This is a genomic window from Fodinibius salinus (assembly GCF_008124865.1).
In the GTDB taxonomy this organism is placed as follows: domain Bacteria; phylum Bacteroidota; class Rhodothermia; order Balneolales; family Balneolaceae; genus Fodinibius; species Fodinibius salinus.
Map to the genome: position 1 here is coordinate 171,894 of NZ_VNHY01000003.1, position 18,560 is coordinate 190,453.

General features: G+C 41.7%; 19 protein-coding genes. 2 read left to right on the forward strand and 17 right to left on the reverse strand.

Going from position 1 to position 18,560, the window contains the following annotated elements; all coding sequences use genetic code 11:
- Positions 1-3 precede the first annotated feature (3 nt).
- From LX73_RS09930 to LX73_RS09950, 5 genes are read right to left on the reverse strand one after another with little or no spacing between them, the layout of a single operon-like run.
- Positions 4-1,008 (reverse strand): AAA family ATPase, encoded by a 1,005-nt coding sequence (locus LX73_RS09930; RefSeq protein WP_148899348.1) that lies wholly within the window; start codon positions 1,006-1,008, stop codon positions 4-6.
- Positions 1,005-2,198, reverse strand: coding sequence for a DUF4350 domain-containing protein (locus LX73_RS09935; protein ID WP_148899349.1), 1,194 nt, complete (start codon positions 2,196-2,198; stop codon positions 1,005-1,007). Before LX73_RS09935 ends, LX73_RS09930 begins: the two co-directional genes overlap by 4 nt.
- Positions 2,195-2,869: a DUF4129 domain-containing protein gene (locus LX73_RS09940; RefSeq protein ID WP_148899350.1), complete on the reverse strand. Its 675-nt coding sequence runs from the start codon at positions 2,867-2,869 to the stop codon at positions 2,195-2,197. The genes LX73_RS09935 and LX73_RS09940 overlap by 4 nt, the downstream gene beginning before the upstream one ends.
- Before the next feature lie 52 nt (positions 2,870-2,921).
- The gene (locus LX73_RS09945) at positions 2,922-3,797 is read right to left on the reverse strand and encodes a DUF7847 domain-containing protein (protein ID WP_148899351.1); all 876 of its coding nucleotides are present in this window, start codon (positions 3,795-3,797) and stop codon (positions 2,922-2,924) included.
- Entirely contained in the window at positions 3,790-4,758 is a 969-nt protein-coding gene (locus LX73_RS09950; RefSeq protein WP_148899352.1) for a stage II sporulation protein M, read from the reverse strand. Before LX73_RS09950 ends, LX73_RS09945 begins: the two co-directional genes overlap by 8 nt.
- A 136-nt stretch (positions 4,759-4,894) precedes the next feature.
- On the opposite strand from LX73_RS09950, the gene LX73_RS09955 reads away from it, so the two are divergent.
- Positions 4,895-5,611 carry an RDD family protein gene (locus LX73_RS09955; RefSeq protein WP_148899353.1) on the forward strand — a complete coding sequence of 239 codons (717 nt, stop codon included), beginning with the start codon at positions 4,895-4,897 and terminating at the stop codon, positions 5,609-5,611.
- Positions 5,612-5,669: 58 nt separating this feature from the next.
- On the opposite strand, the gene LX73_RS09960 is transcribed toward LX73_RS09955, so the two are convergent.
- Positions 5,670-6,863 carry an FG-GAP repeat domain-containing protein gene (locus LX73_RS09960; RefSeq protein WP_148899354.1) on the reverse strand — a complete coding sequence of 398 codons (1,194 nt, stop codon included), beginning with the start codon at positions 6,861-6,863 and terminating at the stop codon, positions 5,670-5,672.
- Between the two features lie 20 nt (positions 6,864-6,883).
- Complete coding sequence (gene cyoE, locus LX73_RS09965) at positions 6,884-7,789, reverse strand: heme o synthase (protein ID WP_148899355.1); 906 nt, start codon at positions 7,787-7,789, stop codon at positions 6,884-6,886.
- 166 nt (positions 7,790-7,955) lie between these two features.
- Between cyoE and LX73_RS09970 the strand changes: the two genes are divergently transcribed.
- Entirely contained in the window at positions 7,956-8,897 is a 942-nt protein-coding gene (locus tag LX73_RS09970; RefSeq protein WP_148899356.1) for a COX15/CtaA family protein, read from the forward strand.
- A gap of 255 nt (positions 8,898-9,152) precedes the next feature.
- Here LX73_RS09970 and LX73_RS09975 read toward each other — a convergent pair whose 3' ends face one another.
- The 10 genes from LX73_RS09975 to nrfD form a co-directional block, all read right to left on the reverse strand.
- On the reverse strand, positions 9,153-9,455 hold the full coding sequence (locus tag LX73_RS09975) for a cytochrome C oxidase subunit IV family protein (RefSeq protein WP_148899357.1): 303 nt from the start codon (positions 9,453-9,455) through the stop codon (positions 9,153-9,155).
- A gap of 22 nt (positions 9,456-9,477) precedes the next feature.
- The gene (locus tag LX73_RS09980) at positions 9,478-10,134 is read right to left on the reverse strand and encodes a cytochrome c oxidase subunit 3 family protein (RefSeq protein WP_148899358.1); all 657 of its coding nucleotides are present in this window, start codon (positions 10,132-10,134) and stop codon (positions 9,478-9,480) included.
- Positions 10,135-10,170: 36 nt separating this feature from the next.
- The gene (gene ctaD / locus LX73_RS09985; RefSeq protein WP_148899359.1) at positions 10,171-11,910 is read right to left on the reverse strand and encodes a cytochrome c oxidase subunit I; all 1,740 of its coding nucleotides are present in this window, start codon (positions 11,908-11,910) and stop codon (positions 10,171-10,173) included.
- A gap of 1 nt (position 11,911) precedes the next feature.
- Complete coding sequence (coxB, locus tag LX73_RS09990; RefSeq protein WP_148899360.1) at positions 11,912-12,862, reverse strand: cytochrome c oxidase subunit II; 951 nt, start codon at positions 12,860-12,862, stop codon at positions 11,912-11,914.
- A complete protein-coding gene (locus LX73_RS09995) occupies positions 12,849-13,685 on the reverse strand; it encodes an SCO family protein (RefSeq protein WP_148899361.1) in 837 nt (278 codons plus the stop codon). Before LX73_RS09995 ends, coxB begins: the two co-directional genes overlap by 14 nt.
- Positions 13,686-13,701: 16 nt before the next feature.
- On the reverse strand, positions 13,702-14,250 hold the full coding sequence (locus tag LX73_RS10000) for a hypothetical protein (RefSeq protein WP_148899362.1): 549 nt from the start codon (positions 14,248-14,250) through the stop codon (positions 13,702-13,704).
- 59 nt (positions 14,251-14,309) lie between these two features.
- On the reverse strand, positions 14,310-15,494 hold the full coding sequence (locus LX73_RS10005; protein WP_148899363.1) for a hypothetical protein: 1,185 nt from the start codon (positions 15,492-15,494) through the stop codon (positions 14,310-14,312).
- 46 nt (positions 15,495-15,540) lie between these two features.
- Positions 15,541-16,419, reverse strand: coding sequence for a c-type cytochrome (locus LX73_RS10010; protein WP_211359410.1), 879 nt, complete (start codon positions 16,417-16,419; stop codon positions 15,541-15,543).
- 140 nt (positions 16,420-16,559) lie between these two features.
- Positions 16,560-17,108 (reverse strand): DUF3341 domain-containing protein, encoded by a 549-nt coding sequence (locus tag LX73_RS10015; RefSeq protein ID WP_148899365.1) that lies wholly within the window; start codon positions 17,106-17,108, stop codon positions 16,560-16,562.
- Between the two features lie 12 nt (positions 17,109-17,120).
- Positions 17,121-18,554 (reverse strand): NrfD/PsrC family molybdoenzyme membrane anchor subunit, encoded by a 1,434-nt coding sequence (gene nrfD / locus LX73_RS10020; RefSeq protein WP_148899366.1) that lies wholly within the window; start codon positions 18,552-18,554, stop codon positions 17,121-17,123.
- Between the last annotated feature and the right edge of the window lie 6 nt (positions 18,555-18,560).

An 18,560-nucleotide genomic window follows, 5' to 3' on the forward strand; every position in this document is an offset into this window, starting at 1 on the left:
GGACTATCGCGGTACCTCAATTTGTTCTAAAATTCGGCTTATTACTTCATCGGCATTGGTTCCTTCCATTTCTTTTTCGGGAGTCAGTATCAGCCGGTGTCGTAAGACCGGAGGTGCCATCTGTTGTACATCTTCTGGAATTACGAAATCACGTCCCATAACAGCGGCCCAGGCCTGTGAAGCACGCATTAAAAATACAGATGCCCGCGGTGATGCTCCCATGTGGATGGCACTGTGATTACGGCTGCGCTGAGTAATTTGGGTAATATATTGCATCAGCGATTTTTCAACATGAACCTGGGTTACTTTTTGTTGGTTTTTGATCAGACGTTTAGACTCAACTACGGCCTCGAGCTGATCGGGATTTGTTTTATGGTTTCGTTTGTGGGCACCTTCAAGAATTGCCGTTTCGTGATTCGATTCGGGATATCCAACTTCAATTTTAAACAGAAAACGATCAAGTTGAGCTTCAGGCAGCTTGTATGTGCCCTCTTGCTCAATAGGATTTTGTGTTGCCAGGATGATGAAAGGTTCATCCATTGTATAAGTAGTGCCGTCAACAGATATTTGTCGTTCTTGCATCACCTCAAAAAGAGCAGCCTGTGTTTTAGCGGGCGAACGGTTTACTTCGTCAATGAGCACTACATTGGCAAAAACCGGACCTTCTTTAAAATTGAATTCTGTTGTTTTGGGATTAAAAACCGAAGTGCCAATTACATCCGAGGGCATAAGATCGGGGGTAAACTGTATGCGCGAAAAATCCGTAGAAATGGTTTGAGCCAGTAGTTTGGCCGACAACGTTTTAGCTACGCCAGGTACACCTTCGATAAGTACGTGTCCATTAGCCAGCAGAGCCGTAATTAACAGGTCGATCATTTTCTGCTGGCCCAAGATAATTTTACTGATTTCTGCACGTATTTGATCAGCCATTTCTTGGATGCCCGAAAGATCGGTGCGATCTTCGAATGAAGGTGCAAAGGTGTTTGATTCTTCAGATGTATTATTCATCGTGATGATTGTTGGTAAAAGGTTTCAATTTGGTTATTCAGCTTCCAAAGTTCTTTTGCAGAAATATCTTGTTTCTTTTTAATAGCTGTAATTTGCTCAAAGAGATGTTGTACTGTTTCAATATCTGTATCAGTTCGCTGGGCTACTCGCTGTACAAAATTGGGATGTTCACGTCCGACATCCACATTCAACTCTTCGCGGATATAATCCATCAAGTAAATAATTTTCTTGTCCGACAGTTCTTTACGGTTGCCGCTCTGATGGGATAATCGACCAATGGTTTCAATAAACTGCAGCGTCGTATTTTGGGGTTTCTCAATTATTGGGATGATGCGCTCACGTCGTTTTGCACGAAAGATAATAAATAAAAACAGTCCGCAAAGTGTGGTAATCCATGCCCATTTTAGAGAATCACGGGACACGATATAACGGAGCGGAGAGCTGTTTGTAGCCCGGCCTGCCTTGTAATATTCATCCCATGCTGTGGGAGCTTTTGGCAGATATGACAAAGTGCGAAAGGCATAGGTTGCCTGACTATAATTTCGCATATAATAATTGGTGAAAATATAAGGCACAGTATGAATATAAAAAGCTCCATCCCCGTTTTTGATTCTAATAAAGTTTGACTGATCTTTTTCGGTGGTGCCCAATACGGTGGTGTTTGCAGTATCAAAATCAGTAAAATGGAATTCTGCAAGTTGTTTAGAATACCCCCAGCCCCCAGGTTTTTGCAGCCGCTTGTTTGTAAAAGAAAAATGAACGGTATCTTGTTGCAAGAGTTTAAGACCGTTTTCGAAAATAGGAGCTTCAGATAGTGAAATTCCGAGCGTATCGGCTAATGTACCCTGAATTCGGTAAGCAGAAATAAAGATATTTTTTCCTTCTTTCACTTGCCGGACTAATCTTTCAGTCTCAAATTTGTCGGGACTAAATTTATTATTAATGAAAATGATGTTCTTGCCCTTAAGTGAGTCGTCAGTGGTGTAAACAGGCTTATTTTGGTAGCGGAGATCTTCCTCAGGAAAAAGTTGAGGCAACTTATCTCGCATAATAAAACACCCATATGGTATTTTAGAGATACCTGAATAACTTTCTGTCCAGTTGATGGGTTTGGGCTGACTCCATTCATACACAAAATAGGCCAGAAGAGAAACGGTTAAAATACTTATGTATAGATGTTTCTTTTTCACTCTACAGACTGCATTTGTGTTGTCATTTCTTTAAATCGGCTGTGCATATGTTTAAAATCATCACCAGAAATTGAAAAGCCGCCGTACTCGGTAAATTCATAGTAGCGGGTAACTTCACGAAATAGATTACGCAATCGTGATTCCTTAATTTCGTGAAGATAATCGTGGTTGGTTTTATTTTGTTTCCATTCTATATACCCACCTTGTTGCAGTTGATGTAGTTTCTGCTGGTATAAATATCGAATAGCTAACCGGTATTGTTGGTTATCAATAGCCTTGGTGACCAGCCGGTCCCAATTGTGTGTTTCATTTTCAGCTTGGTTGATACTAAATTCTTGGGGACGCTCAGCCGTGCTACCTGCAAAAAGTTGCCGGAGATTTCCTTTTAGGTATTGGTTTATCAAAAGGATGATAAGACCGCCAAACAGCACATATAAAAGTATTTTTAGTAAACCGCGGATGGTAGCATTACTAAAAAATTTATTGAGCTGTTCGCCAATCCAGCTTTTAATTTTATTCAGCAGTGATTGTTCTTCTTTAGGTGTTCGCCCATAATTAAATGCTTCGTCATTACTATATTCCGCCCAATCTTCTTGTGCAGGTTGCCGTACCTCTACCGCTGTAGAGTCGGTTTGTATGGTTTGCTGTGCACCTAGAACTGAAGGTTGCAATGCAAACAAAAAAAGTATGAAAAAGAGGCGGTATAGATGCAAAATGGGGTAGTTAGCTTTCAGCTCCAGCTGAGTCGTCGATTTGTTGGATACGTTCGGTTAGTTCTTTGCCTTCTTTACGTTCTATGAGGTTGTAGTAGTGCATCCCCAAGCAAATATACACGATGGTGTAGAAAACATAGCTAAGAGAAGTAGTTAGGCCATAAAAAATGGAAAAAATAGGTCCCAGTGTTTGTTCCATGGTTTCAGGATCTTCCAAGCCTGAAAATCCCGAGAAAAAGCTAACAATTATAAACGGGAAAGTAATGGCATTAGTCATAAGGGAGGAAAAAAGATACATAATAACGACTAGCCCGAAAGTGTACCACCAGTAGTTTGTTACCAAATGCCAAGAGCGTGAAAAGGCATCTCCGAAATCAACATCTTCCATTACATATACAGCAGTGGTAAGAATAAGTTTAATAGAAATAAAGATGCCCGGAAGGATAAAAAAGATAATGCCAATGCCGGTCGCCAGTCCAATGGCCAGGGAAATTAGCAGAAGCATTAGAAAATCAGATTTAACGCCCGGCCAAATATCTTGAGGTTCAATGGAATTATTATCGACTGTTTCGTCTGCGACTAGTTTTATGTGGTGATATACGACTGCGGCTAGGGCCGTCATGGCCAGCATACCAAATATTGAACCCGAAAGTGAAGACGCAATTACCTCGGCGATGTAAGCTCCTGACTCTATATCTTCAGGGTCCATATTAAAGGGCGTAGTTACGAGTTGTGAAACGGCAATACCGGCTACAACAATCAATGGTACTACAAAATAGAGAATACTTTTGCCCAGCGATCGAAAATGTTCCCGAATATAGAAGAAAGGAGCAGAAACCAGATCTCCAAAATCTTGTACTTTTTTAATTTCAAAATTATTAGCCATTGCTAGAAGTTTTTTTATTGAACATTTGATGGGGATAATACACAAAGTACCAGAGTACAAAAAACAATGAACTGCCAATAATAAATAGGCTCAGCCCAATCGGCATTGCGGTGTAACGGGTAACGAATGATTCTAAAAGTCCTGCCATGACAAATAATGGAATTAGGCCAACAGTCATTTTGAGCCCCTCTTTGGCGCTTCGCTTAAATGATTGGCTGCGTTTAAAGCTGCCGGGGAACAGCAGGCCGTTACCCATTACAAATCCGGCAGCACCGGCAATAATAATAGCTGAAAGCTCGAGCGTGCCATGAATAAAAATCACTAAAAGAGATTTAGTGAGTAAGTTATGACTAAAAAACATTGAGAGAAAAGCACCAATCATAATGCCATTTTTCATAAGGATGACTCCCGTGCCCAGCGAAGCCAGCAAGCCCCCAAGGAACGCTACAAACGAAACGCGTACATTATTAAAGGTGATGCCTAAAAACATATCCATCGAGTGATCCATTTTATATACTGCCATAGGATCATTTTGCTCAATATTAGTCAGTGTCATATTTACATACTGATCACCCATGATCATGCGGGTAAACATGGCATCATTGGCGGAAGAGATGGAACCAATAGCAATAGCCGTTATAAAAATCAGGAAGGCTGCTGCCAGTTTTACCCTGTGTTTATAAAAAAGAGTGGGTAATTCGTTCTTCCAAAAGTTAACAACACGTCCTTTTTCTTCTTTTTTATTCTTGTAGATTCGTTTGTGAACACGGGAAGCCAGCTGATTAAGGTATGCCGTTGTTTTACTTTGGGGATAAAAGGTCTGAGCCCAAGAGAGATCGTCGGTAAGTTGCACATACAGGTCGGCCAGCTCGTCAGCATCTGCCTTGTCGGGGTGATCAAGAAGTTGCTCAAACTCCTCCCATTTGTCGGCATTTTCCCGAAGAAATTTAACCTCTCTCATACTGTTTCTCTTCCCGTCTAATTATATTTGAACCCGAAAATGATTTGGATCTAAGTAATAAATTAATATTCTTCTTTAAGAAAGAGAATTTATCAGATTAGCCAAAATATTTTATGGCTTCAAGAGTAAATCTTTGATGAAAAATTTGAATATTGAGACCTCACAACACGTACAGATTGACTATGAGCCAGCTGGTATAGGTCCCAGAGTAGGAGCATTTGTGATCGATTCTTTTCTAATTGGCTTGTTTCTTATTTTTAGTATCCCCTTCGTTTTTGGCGGTGCTTCTGGTCAGAGATGGGTTATTATACTTTTTTTCGTACTACCGGCCATGAGCTATCACCTGTTATTTGAACTGTTTTTTAATGGGCAATCCATTGGTAAGAAGGCCGTGAATATTCGTGTTATCAAAACGGATGGGACACCTGGCACATTGGGTAGTTATTTGCTCCGATGGATATTTCGGCTGTTTGAAATTACAGTAACATCAGGTCTAATTGCCTTTTTTTCGATTATTATTAACGGTGAGGGACAAAGGCTGGGTGATATGGCAGCAGGAACAGCAGTAGTTAAAACAAAGAATAACACAGGTCTTAATGATACTCTATATGCTGATATTCAAGAGGGCTATACACCGAAATATCCACAGGCGGCGGCACTTGATGACAGTGATATTTCGGTAGTGAAAGAGGTACTGCGCGATGGGTACAAATATGATCGCGGCACACAACGTAATATACTGCTAAAAACCCGCAATGCTGTTTGCAAAAAGATGGGAATGGAGGCTGATGATCAGAATCCAAAAGCCTTTCTGGAAACTATTGTCAAGGATTATAATGTTGTTCATGGGTAAATATATATACCAATATTGTATTAAGTAGATAAGTACGAATTGGTAAAATGCTTTATGACTATTGGCTATGTTGTAACAACAGTTGGTCGGTACCGTTGCGTACGGCAACATAGATATCGAAAGAACCATCGTTGTTATAATCACCGATTTCAATATCAGTTGTAAGTGGGAAGAAGTTTTTAGGAATCCAGCTGTCGGACTGATCATTAAAGAAACCGTTGCCATTATTAAGAAGCAGGCGAAGCCCGCCGTCGTAATTTCCTACAGCTAAATCAATAGCACGATCTCCGTCAAAATCGGCAAACTCAGTATCAAAAGTATTGGACGACAAATCAGGGAGACGATCTGTGGTTTGATCCACAAAGCTACCTTGCTTATTAATAAGCAATCGATCTTGTGAAGAGGCCCCTCCTTGTAGGTTTGAGTTGCCTACAAAGAGATCAAGGTCACCATCGGCATCTACATCTGCCAGTTCTACATCACGACTTTCTTCGACTTGATTTAAAAATGGATACCGTCCCGACTGGTCAGTAAAAAAGCCGGACCCGGTATTGATGAGAACACGATTGCTATTTTGATTGGCAATGATGATATCCTCAAGATTATTACCGGTTATGTCACCAAAGACGACATCTCTGGTGATGCCGGTAAATTGTGGAAGGCGCTGCGTGGATAAGTCATCGAAAGAGCCGTTGCCATTATTGCGCAGCAGGCTATTTTGTGTTTCGCTACCAATGAGCATGTCCGGCAGCCCATCATCATTAAAGTCGGTTAAATCGACCGATGTAAAAGCACCGTTAACAGGGATTTGATTACTAAGATCTGAGAAATTGTTCTGACTATTAATATACAACTCGCTGTTTTGCGTGCTGTTAGTTGCAAGATTTACAAAGAAAATATCTGTGCGCCCGTCACTATTAAAATCAGTGGTAATGACAGATTGGGAATTATTGGCTTGAGACGAGATAATGGAGGTAGAGAATGTCCCATTGCCATTGTTAAAAAGTATGAGATTTCGTGCAGTTGGCAGGGCAAGAGCAATATCCAGATCACCATCGCCGTCAAGATCAGCGGTTGAAGCATTGTTGGATGTTCCTGAAAGATTGGAAGGCAGGCTATCGGTTGCTGTATAAAAAACGCTGGCAGTATCAGGTCTGCCGCCATCATCTCCGTCGTCATTAAGATTTAGCTGGCACGAACTGCTAATCAGCCCCACAAATAAAATTATGCAAATTAGGTAGCTGATCTTCATAATTGATATCCCTTACGAGTTTAAAGTAACAGCAGATCAATAATTACAAAGGCCCAAACTGCAGGCAGATAACCAAAAGAAGCAAACATCAACTTTTTGGCGGATGATTTGTTACGTTTAAAAACAAAATGGATACCATAGTAGAGAAATACAAGACTGCTGGCGATAGCGCCTACCAAATAGAGCCAGCTGTTCATCCCAACGAGATATAATCCTGCAGAGACCGGGAGAAGTGCAATAAGACAAGGTAAAATCATTGCTGAAGCTTTAAATCCTTTGCCATCGTTTTTAGGTAGCATCTGAAATCCGGCGGTAGAATAGTCATCCTTACAGACCCAGGCAATAGCCATCACGTGAGGAACCTGCCACAAAAATACAATGGTAAACAAAATCCACATCGTGGTACTGCCCAAATGTCCGGTAGCTGCCGCCCATCCGCCAACAGGAGGTAGTGCACCCGGGATAGCTCCGATAAATACGTTAACAACGGAGATGCGCTTCATGGGCGTATAGATGCCGAGATATATCAATGTGGTGAGAAGGGATACGATCCCGGCGACAAAATTAACAACGGCCAACAGGTAGATGAGTCCGCCAAAAATTAATCCCAAAGAGAAGATAACGCTTTGCTTAGGACTAATTTTACTTGCCGGCACGGGTCGTTGTTGAGTGCGTTTCATCTTGCCGTCAAAACGCCACTCCAAAAATTGATTGTGTGCTGCTGTGCCTGATGCAATGAGCCAAGTACCAATTGTGGCATGCAACATGGTCATATAGCTAATCTCACTTCCCGATCCCAGGATAAAACCGATAAGCATACTGGCCAACACAGTAAAAGTAATGCCGGGTTTTGTCAGCTCGTAATAAGCTGTAAGCTTTTCCGTATTGATAGCGTTTAAAAGGGTAGTATCTGTGCGAATATTCATGCTTTGAGAGTACTTTAAATCATGCTCAATTTATGGATTTTTCTCCTAAATTGTTATTCTCACAGAGACATAATTTCTATTATAATTGGACTTATTCTACTGGACTTTAAGTTCAATTGAGACAACAGAATTTGTAATTACATCGGCTAAGCCTGAAAGATTTATTATGAAACTGAATACCTATCAGAAAGTTGCACTCAGTACCGTAGCAGCAACGATTTTCCTCATCTTCGTTGGCGGATTAGTTCGTGCTTCAGGTGCGGGATTGGGGTGTCCCGACTGGCCTAAATGTTTTGGTATGTGGATGCCACCTATATCTCCAGCAGAACTGCCAAACAATTACGATCTGTCAGAGTTTAATGTTTTCAAAACGTGGACGGAGTATGTTAATCGTCTGATTGGGGTTATCATTGGTCTTCTCATTACAGTTACTTTTGCACTTTCATTCCGATATCGAAAAGATAAACCCAAAGTGTTGTATAGTTCAGCAACTGCATTTGTACTGGTACTCGTGCAGGGATGGCTAGGCGGGCAAGTGGTGCTGACAGGCTTAAGGGAATGGCTGATTACACTGCATATGCTGCTTGCGATGCTTATTATGGTTACACTTATTTATGGAGTATTTCGAGCATCAGTAGATGAGCTTAGAATAACCCTGCCTAACCAAAAACGACAGTGGCTTTTGGTAATGGTAGCCATTCTATTTTTTTGCAGCTTTATCCAGATTGGATTAGGTACGCAGGTACGTGAAGCAATTGATGTGCTAAAGAATATGACCGTTTCTCCCCCTCGTGATACTTGGATATCAGAAGTAGGAGTCGTTGATAATATTCATCGAAGCTTTTCTTGGCTAGTACTGATTGCAGGAGGTGGGATATTGTATATTAGCCGGTGGTGGGTAACTGACGCGCCAAGAATTCGTAAAATCGGGCTTATCATCTTTGGGCTAATCCTTTTGCAGATAGTTACAGGTATAGGACTGTATTACCTTGGATTGCCGCCTGTTTATCAGGTTGTTCACCTAACAGGTATTGCTTTTCTGGTAGCTTTCGAATTTTTATTCCTTCTGCTGGTATTGCATGCAGATGAAGTTCCTGTCGAGGGATAAGTCAAACCTGAGGATAATCTTCAATTATCGTTCTGTTTTTTATCTTCGTGATAGAAAAAGCAGTTTAGTTAATTCTAATAAAAAAGCCGATTAGCATTATTGCCAATCGGCTGTAGATAACAATCAAACTGAAAGATGATTCTGATCCTCTTCTTCCGTTTCCAGAAGGGATCCTAACAATTGCAGATTTTCCTTTGGTCTAGAATAGCTGCTGGTTTTTGCAGAGCCTTTTCAACCAAAAATTGGTTTGTTGCTCTAAAATGCAGGCATCACTTCTGGTCGGAATAGAGTATCAAGGAGGGTTAGCCCCACAAGTAGTCCAAAAAAGGCGATAGAAGCAATAAAGAGCATGGTATTAAATCGTTCATCCCAGTAAAGGTTCATAAAAAATGCAGCAACCAGCGTTGCTTTAAATATAGCAATGCCCATGGCTACAATAATTGACCATGGCTCAGGGATATGAATATAGTGCACGCCAACAGTGAGAATAGTAAGAATGAATAATGCGCCGGCAACGCCAAGAAGAGTTTTATCTGTTGATATATGATGTCCGCTCATGAGTACAAATGCTTTAGAGTTATCAGTCAATTAGGTAGAAAAGTGGAAAGAGGAAAATCCAGATAATATCTACAAGGTGCCAATAAAGGCCAGTTATTTCGACTGGTGTATAATATTCGCTGTTAAAGTGTCCTTTCATGGATCTCCATAACAGCCAAACCATCAATCCGATCCCAATAACAACGTGAATACCGTGGAGACCGGTCATAAGGTAATAAAGGCTAAAAAACACGTTAGCTTTTGGATGGTCAATCCCTTCAAACGCATAAAATTTTCCAGGAAATATCCCGAGATGAAATTTGTGTGTCCATTCGAAATATTTAATTACCATAAATACAGCGGCCAAGGCCAGGGTAATGCCCAGATTAATTGCAATATTTTTTTTCTGATTGAGCTGTGCCGATTTAATGGCCATTGCTACTGTAAGGCTACTGCCGATGAGTACTACCGTATTAACAGCACCCCAGAGAGTATTAAGTTCTTCAGAGGCTAGCGTAAATAGTTCGGGATACCAGAGCCTGTACACAATATATGCTGCAAAAAGTCCTCCAAAAAAGAGAATCTCCGTTACAAGGAATATCCACATTCCCATTTTAGCAGCGTCGAACTGCTGGTCGGCATCCACAAAATGATGCTGCATAAATCTGGAGTGCGATGCGGATGATGAATGATTTGCCATAATCAGATTATACTATTTTGGAAATTAAGTTATCAGTTATTCGGCATTAATTTCTTTGCCTTCTGCTTCTATGTCTTCGGCGTGACTGTGTCCATTACCGGAATCAGCAAGGCCAAGCTGAAATTCTTCCATCGGCTTATGATAGTCATATGGACCGTTAATGATAACGGGTGTATGATGGAAATTATGTAGTGGCGGTAATGTGTTAATTTGCCATTCAAGTCCTCGACTGCCCCAGGGGTTTGGGGTAGCCTTCTTACCGTCGAATAATGATTTCATTAGGTAGTAGAAGACCATCAGAAAGCCAAGACCAAGAATGTAAGAACCAATGGTCGAAACTTGGTGAAACGGCTGGAATTGCTCAATGTAGTTAAAGTATCGTCGGGGCATACCTTGTGATCCCATTACAAACTGGGGAAGAAAGGTAACATTAAAGCCAACGAAGATGATACCGCAGGCAATTTTTGCCATTAGTTCATTGTACATGCGACCGGTGATTTTAGGCCACCAGTAGTGTAAACCAGCCAAGAAAGCCATCACCATACCACCTACCATCACAAAGTGGAAGTGAGCTACTACGTAATAAGTATCGTGCAGGTGCACATCCAATGCAATAGAACCGAGAACAATGCCTGTGAGCCCACCTACGAGAAACAGAAAGAAAAATCCAAAGATATAGAGTAGAGGTGATTTTAAATCAATCGAACCCTTATAAAGGGTAGCAGTCCAGTTAAACATTTTGATTCCCGTTGGGATACCGACGAGAAATGTCAAAAAGGAAAATACCATTGAGGCCAGCGATGCCTGCCCGGAAACGAACATGTGATGTCCCCAAACAAGGAACCCAATAAAAGCAATGGCTAAAGATGAAATAGCAATTGCCCAGTATCCAAAAATGTGCTTCCTGGTAAATGTAGTAATCACTTCAGAGACTACACCAAAGCCGGGAACAATCATGATATATACGGCCGGGTGGCTGTAAAACCAGAAAAAGTGTTGATAGAGTACCGGGTCACCGCCAAGTGCAGGATCAAAAATTCCGATTCCGAGAATGCGCTCCATGGCAACAAGCGCTAGCGTAATTGCAAGTACCGGAGTAGCAAGAATTTGAATGATACTTGTTGCATATAAACCCCAGCAGAAGAGCGGGAGTTTGTCCCAGGTGAGGCCGGGTGCCCGCATTTTGTGGATGGTGGTAATAAAGTTAACGCCTGTTAAAATAGACGAAAATCCGATGACAAATACACCAAAAGTCATGGTTGTTACCGCACCGCCCGTTGATGAGGAATACGGGGTGTAGAATGTCCACCCGGTATCTATACCACCATTGAGGATCGCAAATATTGAAATTGTAGCACCAGCAAGATATAGGTAGTAGCTCAGCAGGTTTAGCCTGGGAAAAGCTACGTCTTTGGCTCCAAGCTGCAGCGGTAACACAAAGTTACCGAGTGCTGCTGGTACCGAGGGTACCAGAAATAAGAAAATCATAATGGCCCCATGCAGTGTAAACAGCTGATTGTAGGTGTTGGCCTCGATAAAAGTCTTGGCGGGGGTCCATAGTTCAGTACGTACCAGCAAAGCCATAATACCACCTACGAAAAAGAAGAAGGTGATAGACGCAAGGTACATGATACCGATTTTCTTGTGATCAACAGTGGTAAGCCATGACCACAAACCGGTTTCTTCGTTCAGATAGTTGCTTTCCGGATCTTCTTCCGGCTTGAACCGTTCTACCTGAATTTTCTTTAGACTTTCATTCGTTTCTGCAGTATCCATATTACTTCAGTGTTTTAATGTATTCGATAATCGCGCTAATTTGTTCTTCGTTGAGTTGTCCTTGGTAGGTATTCATTACCGCAGGATATCCCTTGACAACTTTGGCGTTTGGTTCTAAAATAGATTCCCGGATATAGTTTTCGTCAACAGTGACGGATGAACCGTCAGAAAGTTGTTCCTGACTGTCAAATTTACCCTTCCAGGTTGGTCCGGTTAATTTTTCTCCACTTGGTGAGTGGCATGTTGTACAGGCATATTCTTTGGCTAGCTGTTTACCCCATTCTTCGGGTGCCAAATCTTCGGGCTTGCTGCCACCGCCGGAATTATTAGCCAGCCACGTTTCAAATTCTTCTTGGCTGTGTACAATCACTTCTCCAAGCATATCGGAGTGACCGGTACCGCAGTATTCAGTGCAATAGACAGTGGACCGTCCGGTATCAGGTGCATTAAACCACATTTCGGTGTATCGTCCCGGTACTACGTCCTGCTTGAGACGATAGTCGGGAACATAAAAGGAGTGAATAACATCGTTGGAACTCATAATAAGCTTTACCGGCCGGTCAGCAGGGACGTGAAGCTTACCATTAGAACGTGCACCGTTTTCATATTTAAACTGCCACACCCATTTTTGGCCGGTTACATTAATTTCATAGGCATCATCCGGTGCAACTTGTTGATTCATAAAGACTTCATATCCCCATCCAAAAACGATAAGGACTAAGATAAGTGGGATGACTGACCAAGTAACTTCTAGGGCATTGTTATGAGTGATGACAGGAGTTACTTCATCTTCTGACTGCCGTCGGTATTTAATTACAAAGTAAACGATTACGGCAATTAGCCCGACCGTTAATACCAAACTGCTTAGATGAACAAACCAAAACAGCGTATCAGTTTGTTCGGCCAGCGTTGATTTTGCCGGAGGTAAAAGGAGATCGTTAAGCCAGTCCATTCGTATCTGTTATTTGCTTTTCGTTATTAGAATATCGGTGTCGCATCCACATAAAACCGAGGAATATACCCAGAATTATCATGGTCGCAAAGCCGCCCACTTTCATAATTCTCCATGCCACGGGCACGTAGGTGTTAGAGTCTGCATCATACTGGTAGCAGTATAACAACACCTGATCGGAGGTACTACCTATATTACCATCTGCGGCTTCGTATAGGGCGTTTCGCATGTTAAATTCATCAAATTTGAGTCCATACAAATAGCGCGTAATGATTCCATCGGGACTCAAAAACATGATAGATGCCCCGTGAGCGTACTGCCCGTTTTGCAGCTTGCGTACATCAAATCCTACAGCTTTAATAAGTTGTTGAATATTCTTCTTGTTGCCAGTTAGAAAATGCCAGCCGTTCTCGGCATTTGTTCTGTCCAGCTTTTTTAAAAATCGTTTCTTGTTTTCAGCAGCCATCTTTGTCGTTTCACTGGGATCAAAACTAAAAGTCACAATATTGTACTCGGTGCCGGGGCTCCATTTAAGGTCGTTAACACCTTTAAAGATGGCTTCTTTTACCATGGAACAGAGCTGCGGACACTCATAGTATACCGGATTCAACAGCACCGGTTTTCCATCATTAAATAATTCTTTTAATGTCAGCGAGTCTCCTTTGGCATTGGCAAACCGTAAGTCGAGCGGAATTTGTTCACCCAGCTGCTCGGTTACGCCTACATCCTTTAGATTACTCGGCTTTTGTTTATTTAGTTGAGCAAAAGATCCTACTGGTTGTAAAAGCAGGCTCAATATTGCTATTAGCCCAACATATTTCATTATGTTGCATTAGTTGTTACTGATCGGCAGCAATTTCGTTGATTGCGCTGTCGATCGGAATTCGATAGACTTTATTTTCTAAATCAACAACACCAAAATTATCAAGCTGATTCCGTGCTTCTTCTTTCATTTGGCTTACTTGGTAGTATTCACTGTCTGCTGATACATTCTCTTTGGTTAATCGCTCATTATATTGATACATCTCAAAGAGAGCTTTTACAAATATGATAACAAGAATTGTACCTAAAACACTCCACCAGATCAGCCGTTTATAATTAAGCCGATCGTCCATGACTCCGTGTTCAACTGAGTCAGCAACCCTCTGGTCAGAAATTTCAACATCAACATTAGTAACCTGTTGTTCAACAGGCTTTTCTTCTTCCTGGATGGTATCAAAAGCATCCTCGCCACCTTTTTCATACTCAGTTGTCCACATCAGGATCACTGAAACAGGGACATCATATTTCTCGGACAGTTTGTCCAGATTCTTTTTGGACTGATCTAGTGCCTTTTGTGCAACTTTTTTCTTAAAAGCGGCAGTATAATTGTTTTCTTCGCTTGCCATAGGGTGTATAGCTTGTGATCGCAGTGGGCAAACCCTAACTGCGTTCAGATAATTATTGATTAATGTTTGTTTAGCGATTCTGCAAGTGTTGGATCTTTGACGGGGATCATCTTATTCTGCTTAAACCGATAGAAAAAGAGACCCATAAAAATACCGCCAAGACCAATAAAGCTTGTGATTGTCATCCAGCTTAAATGGAAACCGTGGTGGTTTAATACTGGCATTACAATCCAGTAGAGTTCTACCAAGTGGGCAACCAGTATTAATACCGACACTGTATTGACAATCTTGTGATTTGTCTTGGCTCCTTTAGAAAGCAGTGCTATAAAGGGAATGACAAATCGTGCAAAAAGATAAAAATAAGCTAAATATTCATACCCGCCACTGAGTCGTTCCAGGTACCATACCGTCTCCTCAGGAATGTTTGCATAATAGATCAAGAGAAATTGACTAAAAGCAATGTATCCGTAAAATACGGTGAAACCGAACAACTGCACGCTCAAATCATAAATATGACCGTCTTCCAGGGTATTCGTTAATAATCCCTTTTTCCATAAGTACATTACAATAAGGATGAGGGTAGCAAACAACCCTTGAAAGCTCATAGCAAAATAATAAACGCCAAAGATTGTGGAATACCAGTGTGGATCAAGTGACATTAGCCAGTCGAAAGATGCAAAGGCCAGCGTAATTGCAAAAATAAATATGCCCGGACCGCTAGTACGGCGGAGAAGTGTTTGTAATCCCCAGTTGCCAGTTTTATCCATTTCAACCGACTTTTGATACATTCTATAACCCAAAAAACTCCAGATAGCAAAATAGATTACCTGTCGAATAATAAAGAAGGTGCTATTGAGGTATGGTTGCTTACCTTGCAGTACTGGGTCGTGGGCAACTGCTTCGGGGTGTGTCCAATGATACAGAGAGTGCATACCCAGCAATATCGGTATGATAAATAGGCCCCAAATCCAGAGATTTGAAGAAATCGTCTCGGGAATACGTCGTAGTGCTGTACTCCATTCTGATCGCGTCAGGTGCTGGAGCATTACGAAAAACAGGCTGGCCAGTGCTATGCTCGAAAAGAAGGAAAAACTTACCAAATAGGAGAAGAAAAACTGATCGTGTTCTAGAAAATATCCTACACCAGTAGCCAGTAATCCTACAATACCCACGCCAAACAACGACTGGGTAATGTTTGAATCAGCAGGAAATTGCAGTGTATCAGTTATTTTGGGCTTGCTCATAAAATGGAACCAAGTTAATTATGGTCGTTAATACGTTTTAAAAATCTTATTCACTATTGTCGCTCAGTGATTTTATGTATGCAATGAGCGAATTAATTTTACTGTCGCTAAGGTGGTCGTAAGGAACCATTGATGGTGGAAAGCCTTTTGCAATTTTGGCACCCGGCTCAACAATAGATTCGCGTAAGTATTCTTCATCAGCGACTACAGTTTCACCGTTTTCAAGTGCTCGCTCATTACCATAAAGGTTTTTCCATGTTGGACCGACAAGTCGTGATCCATCCGTAGAGTGACAACTTTCACAAGCATTGGCTGAGGCTATGGATTTGCCCCGTTCTATGGAAACTTCGCCCCCACCAGATTTAGATTCTTTTTTTGCTTCAGCTTTAGCCAACTTTTGCTTGTGAGATTCTTTAATCGAGGCGATATCTACATCATAATTTTCTCGAACTTCTTCTTCTGGCACATTCTGGCTGCGTTGTAATGCGCGAACGTAAGCCACAATTGCCCACCGGTCTTTTACAGAAATTTGATGATTATATGCTGGCATATTTCGAATGCCATTTGTAATGACAGAATAAATATAGCCGTCACTTTGGTTTCTCAGGCGATCGATATGGAGACTGGGTGCCGGTACAAAACCATAATTGTTAGCCATAATAATTCCATTACCATCGCCACTAATACCGTGACAGGGCGTACAAAACACCTCATATCGCTCTTTACCGCGATAGATAAAGGATTTTGTTACATCTACCTGAATTTCTTCGACAAAGCTACTGTCCTTGTTAATGCCTTGGTAGTACTGTTTGTCCTGTTTGAGTTTGCCTCGAGCTATAGTTCCCTCTACTGGGTGACGCATAGCTCGATTGTCAGCAAAAAACTTGTTTTCCTCCTGTTGCTCAAAACGGTTTTGTTGATCCATGTTCATGTTTGGATGAACCGGCTGGTTTTCAAACTTTTCTCCGCGACAAGAAATGAGAACCAGGGGAAAAATGGTTGCAAAAAGTAAGTACTTAAAAGCTTTCATCGGATCGTTATGCAAACTAAAAATTTTGTGGTGAATTATTCCGAATCGTAAACAGTTTCAATATGCGTTGCTCCGTTACTACGGAACAGTTTTTCAGCTTTTTCCTCAGCAAAAAGATCATCAGAAGCTTCAATACAGACAAAGAATCCGTCGTCCGAAGCTTTCTCGAAACGCTCAACGTTAAACAGAGGATTATTGAATCGAGGTAGTTTATTGAGTCCAATCATTCCAAAGGTAGCGGCAAATGCCGCAAGTAAAACAGTCAGCTCAAATGTTATAGGCACATAAATGGGAATATTAATGAACGGCTTTCCACTGATGTTCATGGGATATTCATAGCCCATCACCCAAACCATAAGGGCAAGTGCACCAACCATACCAATTAAGGCACCGGATAATACAATCCAGCCGAGCGGTGATTTTTTGACGCCCATTGCTTTTTCCATCCCGTGGATGGGGAAGGGAGCATAGGTATCAAAATCCGAATAGCCGGAGTTTTTGACTGATTCTGCCGCATCAACAAGCTCCTTTGGATTGCGGAACTCAGCTAATACGCCGTAAATTTGTCTGTTGTCTGCTTCCATAGATATCAGATCCTAAACAGTTTGTTCTTGTTGAACCATAACAGGTTCGGTTTTAGATGCATCAAATTCTTTGGAGTCCTCATCGTAATTATGGGGATCGGCCTGAGGCATTACCCCTTTCACTTCTGCAATGGCAACCATAGGCAAGAACCGTAGGAAGAGCAGGAAGAAGGTGAAAAACAATCCAAATGTGCCGATGTAGGTAATAATATCCCAGAATGTGGGTGAAAAATAATCCCAAGATGAGGGCATAAAATCGGTAGAGAGTGAAGCAACGGCAATCATAAATCGTTCAAACCACATGCCGATGTTCACAATTATTGAAATCACAAATGTTAGTCCTACATTGCGCCGTATTTTTTTGAACCAGAGGAATTGTGGAGTAATAACGTTACAGAACATCAGGATCCAGAATCCCCAAGCATAAGGACCAACGACATAGAGCCAGAAAATACCTTGTTCATAAATATACCCGCTATACCAAGCGATAAATCCTTCCATCAGGTAGGCAAAAGCTACCAGATTACCTGTTACCATCATCACGAGATTCATTTTCTCCATGATGTCAATATTCATGATATCCTCGAGCTTATAGATCTTTCGGGCAATCAACATCAGGGTGAGGACCATGGCAAAACCAGAATAAATGGCACCAGCTACAAAATAAGGTGGAAATATAGTACTGTGCCAACCCGGAATGACAGAAACGGCAAAATCAAAAGATACAATAGTGTGAACCGAAAGTACGAGGGGAGTGGCAAGACCGGCTAGAATCATGTATGCCTTTTCGTAATGCCACCAGTTGCGAAAACTACCTGTCCAGCCCAGAGCAGCTATACCGTACGAAATTTTAGCGATTTTGCTCTTGGCTTTATCGCGCAGTGTAGCAAGGTCGGGAATAAGCCCAACATACCAGAAGAGCAGCGAAACGGTAAAATAGGTACTTACGGCAAAGACATCCCATAAAAGGGGACTCGAGAAGTTGGGCCACGCTGCCATTTGATTGGGGATAGGGAAGACCCAGTAGATGACCCAGATACGTCCTACGTGAATAGCCGGGAAAATACCCGCACACATTACAGCAAAGATGGTCATAGCCTCTGCAAAACGGTTAATAGCCGTTCGCCAACCTTGGCGAAAGAGAAAAAGTATAGCAGAAATTAAGGTCCCTGCGTGACCAATACCAACCCACCAAACAAAGTTGATAATAGCCCAACCCCATCCAGCGGGATTATTAAGCCCCCAAATACCTGTGCCATCCCAAACAAGATATCCAATTGCACCTAGCAATATTATGAGAAGTACATTGGAAAGACCAAATGCCAAGTACCACAATTTAGGAGTGGGCGACAGGGGTGTCTTGGCAATCATATCAGTGATACTCCCGAAAGAGTGATCACCTTTTATAAGTGCCGGCTTAGATTCGTACTGATAATCTGTGCTCATCGTAAA

Excerpts from the sequence above, each read along its gene's own strand:
- LX73_RS10005 (WP_148899363.1), bottom strand. The coding sequence starts at position 15,494 with ATGAGCAAGCCCAAAATAACTGATACACTGCAATTTCCTGCTGATTCA.
- LX73_RS09970 (WP_148899356.1), top strand. The coding sequence starts at position 7,956 with ATGAAACTGAATACCTATCAGAAAGTTGCACTCAGTACCGTAGCAGCA.
- nrfD (WP_148899366.1), bottom strand. The coding sequence starts at position 18,554 with ATGAGCACAGATTATCAGTACGAATCTAAGCCGGCACTTATAAAAGGT.
- LX73_RS09955 (WP_148899353.1), top strand. The coding sequence starts at position 4,895 with ATGAAAAATTTGAATATTGAGACCTCACAACACGTACAGATTGACTAT.
- coxB (WP_148899360.1), bottom strand. The coding sequence starts at position 12,862 with ATGGACTGGCTTAACGATCTCCTTTTACCTCCGGCAAAATCAACGCTG.
- LX73_RS09995 (WP_148899361.1), bottom strand. The coding sequence starts at position 13,685 with ATGAAATATGTTGGGCTAATAGCAATATTGAGCCTGCTTTTACAACCA.
- cyoE (WP_148899355.1), bottom strand. The coding sequence starts at position 7,789 with ATGAATATTCGCACAGATACTACCCTTTTAAACGCTATCAATACGGAA.
- LX73_RS09980 (WP_148899358.1), bottom strand. The coding sequence starts at position 10,134 with ATGGCAAATCATTCATCATCCGCATCGCACTCCAGATTTATGCAGCAT.
- ctaD (WP_148899359.1), bottom strand. The coding sequence starts at position 11,910 with ATGGATACTGCAGAAACGAATGAAAGTCTAAAGAAAATTCAGGTAGAA.
- LX73_RS09950 (WP_148899352.1), bottom strand. The coding sequence starts at position 4,758 with ATGAGAGAGGTTAAATTTCTTCGGGAAAATGCCGACAAATGGGAGGAG.
- LX73_RS09975 (WP_148899357.1), bottom strand. The coding sequence starts at position 9,455 with ATGAGCGGACATCATATATCAACAGATAAAACTCTTCTTGGCGTTGCC.
- LX73_RS10010 (WP_211359410.1), bottom strand. The coding sequence starts at position 16,419 with ATGGATCAACAAAACCGTTTTGAGCAACAGGAGGAAAACAAGTTTTTT.
- LX73_RS09960 (WP_148899354.1), bottom strand. The coding sequence starts at position 6,863 with ATGAAGATCAGCTACCTAATTTGCATAATTTTATTTGTGGGGCTGATT.
- LX73_RS10000 (WP_148899362.1), bottom strand. The coding sequence starts at position 14,250 with ATGGCAAGCGAAGAAAACAATTATACTGCCGCTTTTAAGAAAAAAGTT.
- LX73_RS10015 (WP_148899365.1), bottom strand. The coding sequence starts at position 17,108 with ATGGAAGCAGACAACAGACAAATTTACGGCGTATTAGCTGAGTTCCGC.
- LX73_RS09930 (WP_148899348.1), bottom strand. The coding sequence starts at position 1,008 with ATGAATAATACATCTGAAGAATCAAACACCTTTGCACCTTCATTCGAA.
- LX73_RS09945 (WP_148899351.1), bottom strand. The coding sequence starts at position 3,797 with ATGGCTAATAATTTTGAAATTAAAAAAGTACAAGATTTTGGAGATCTG.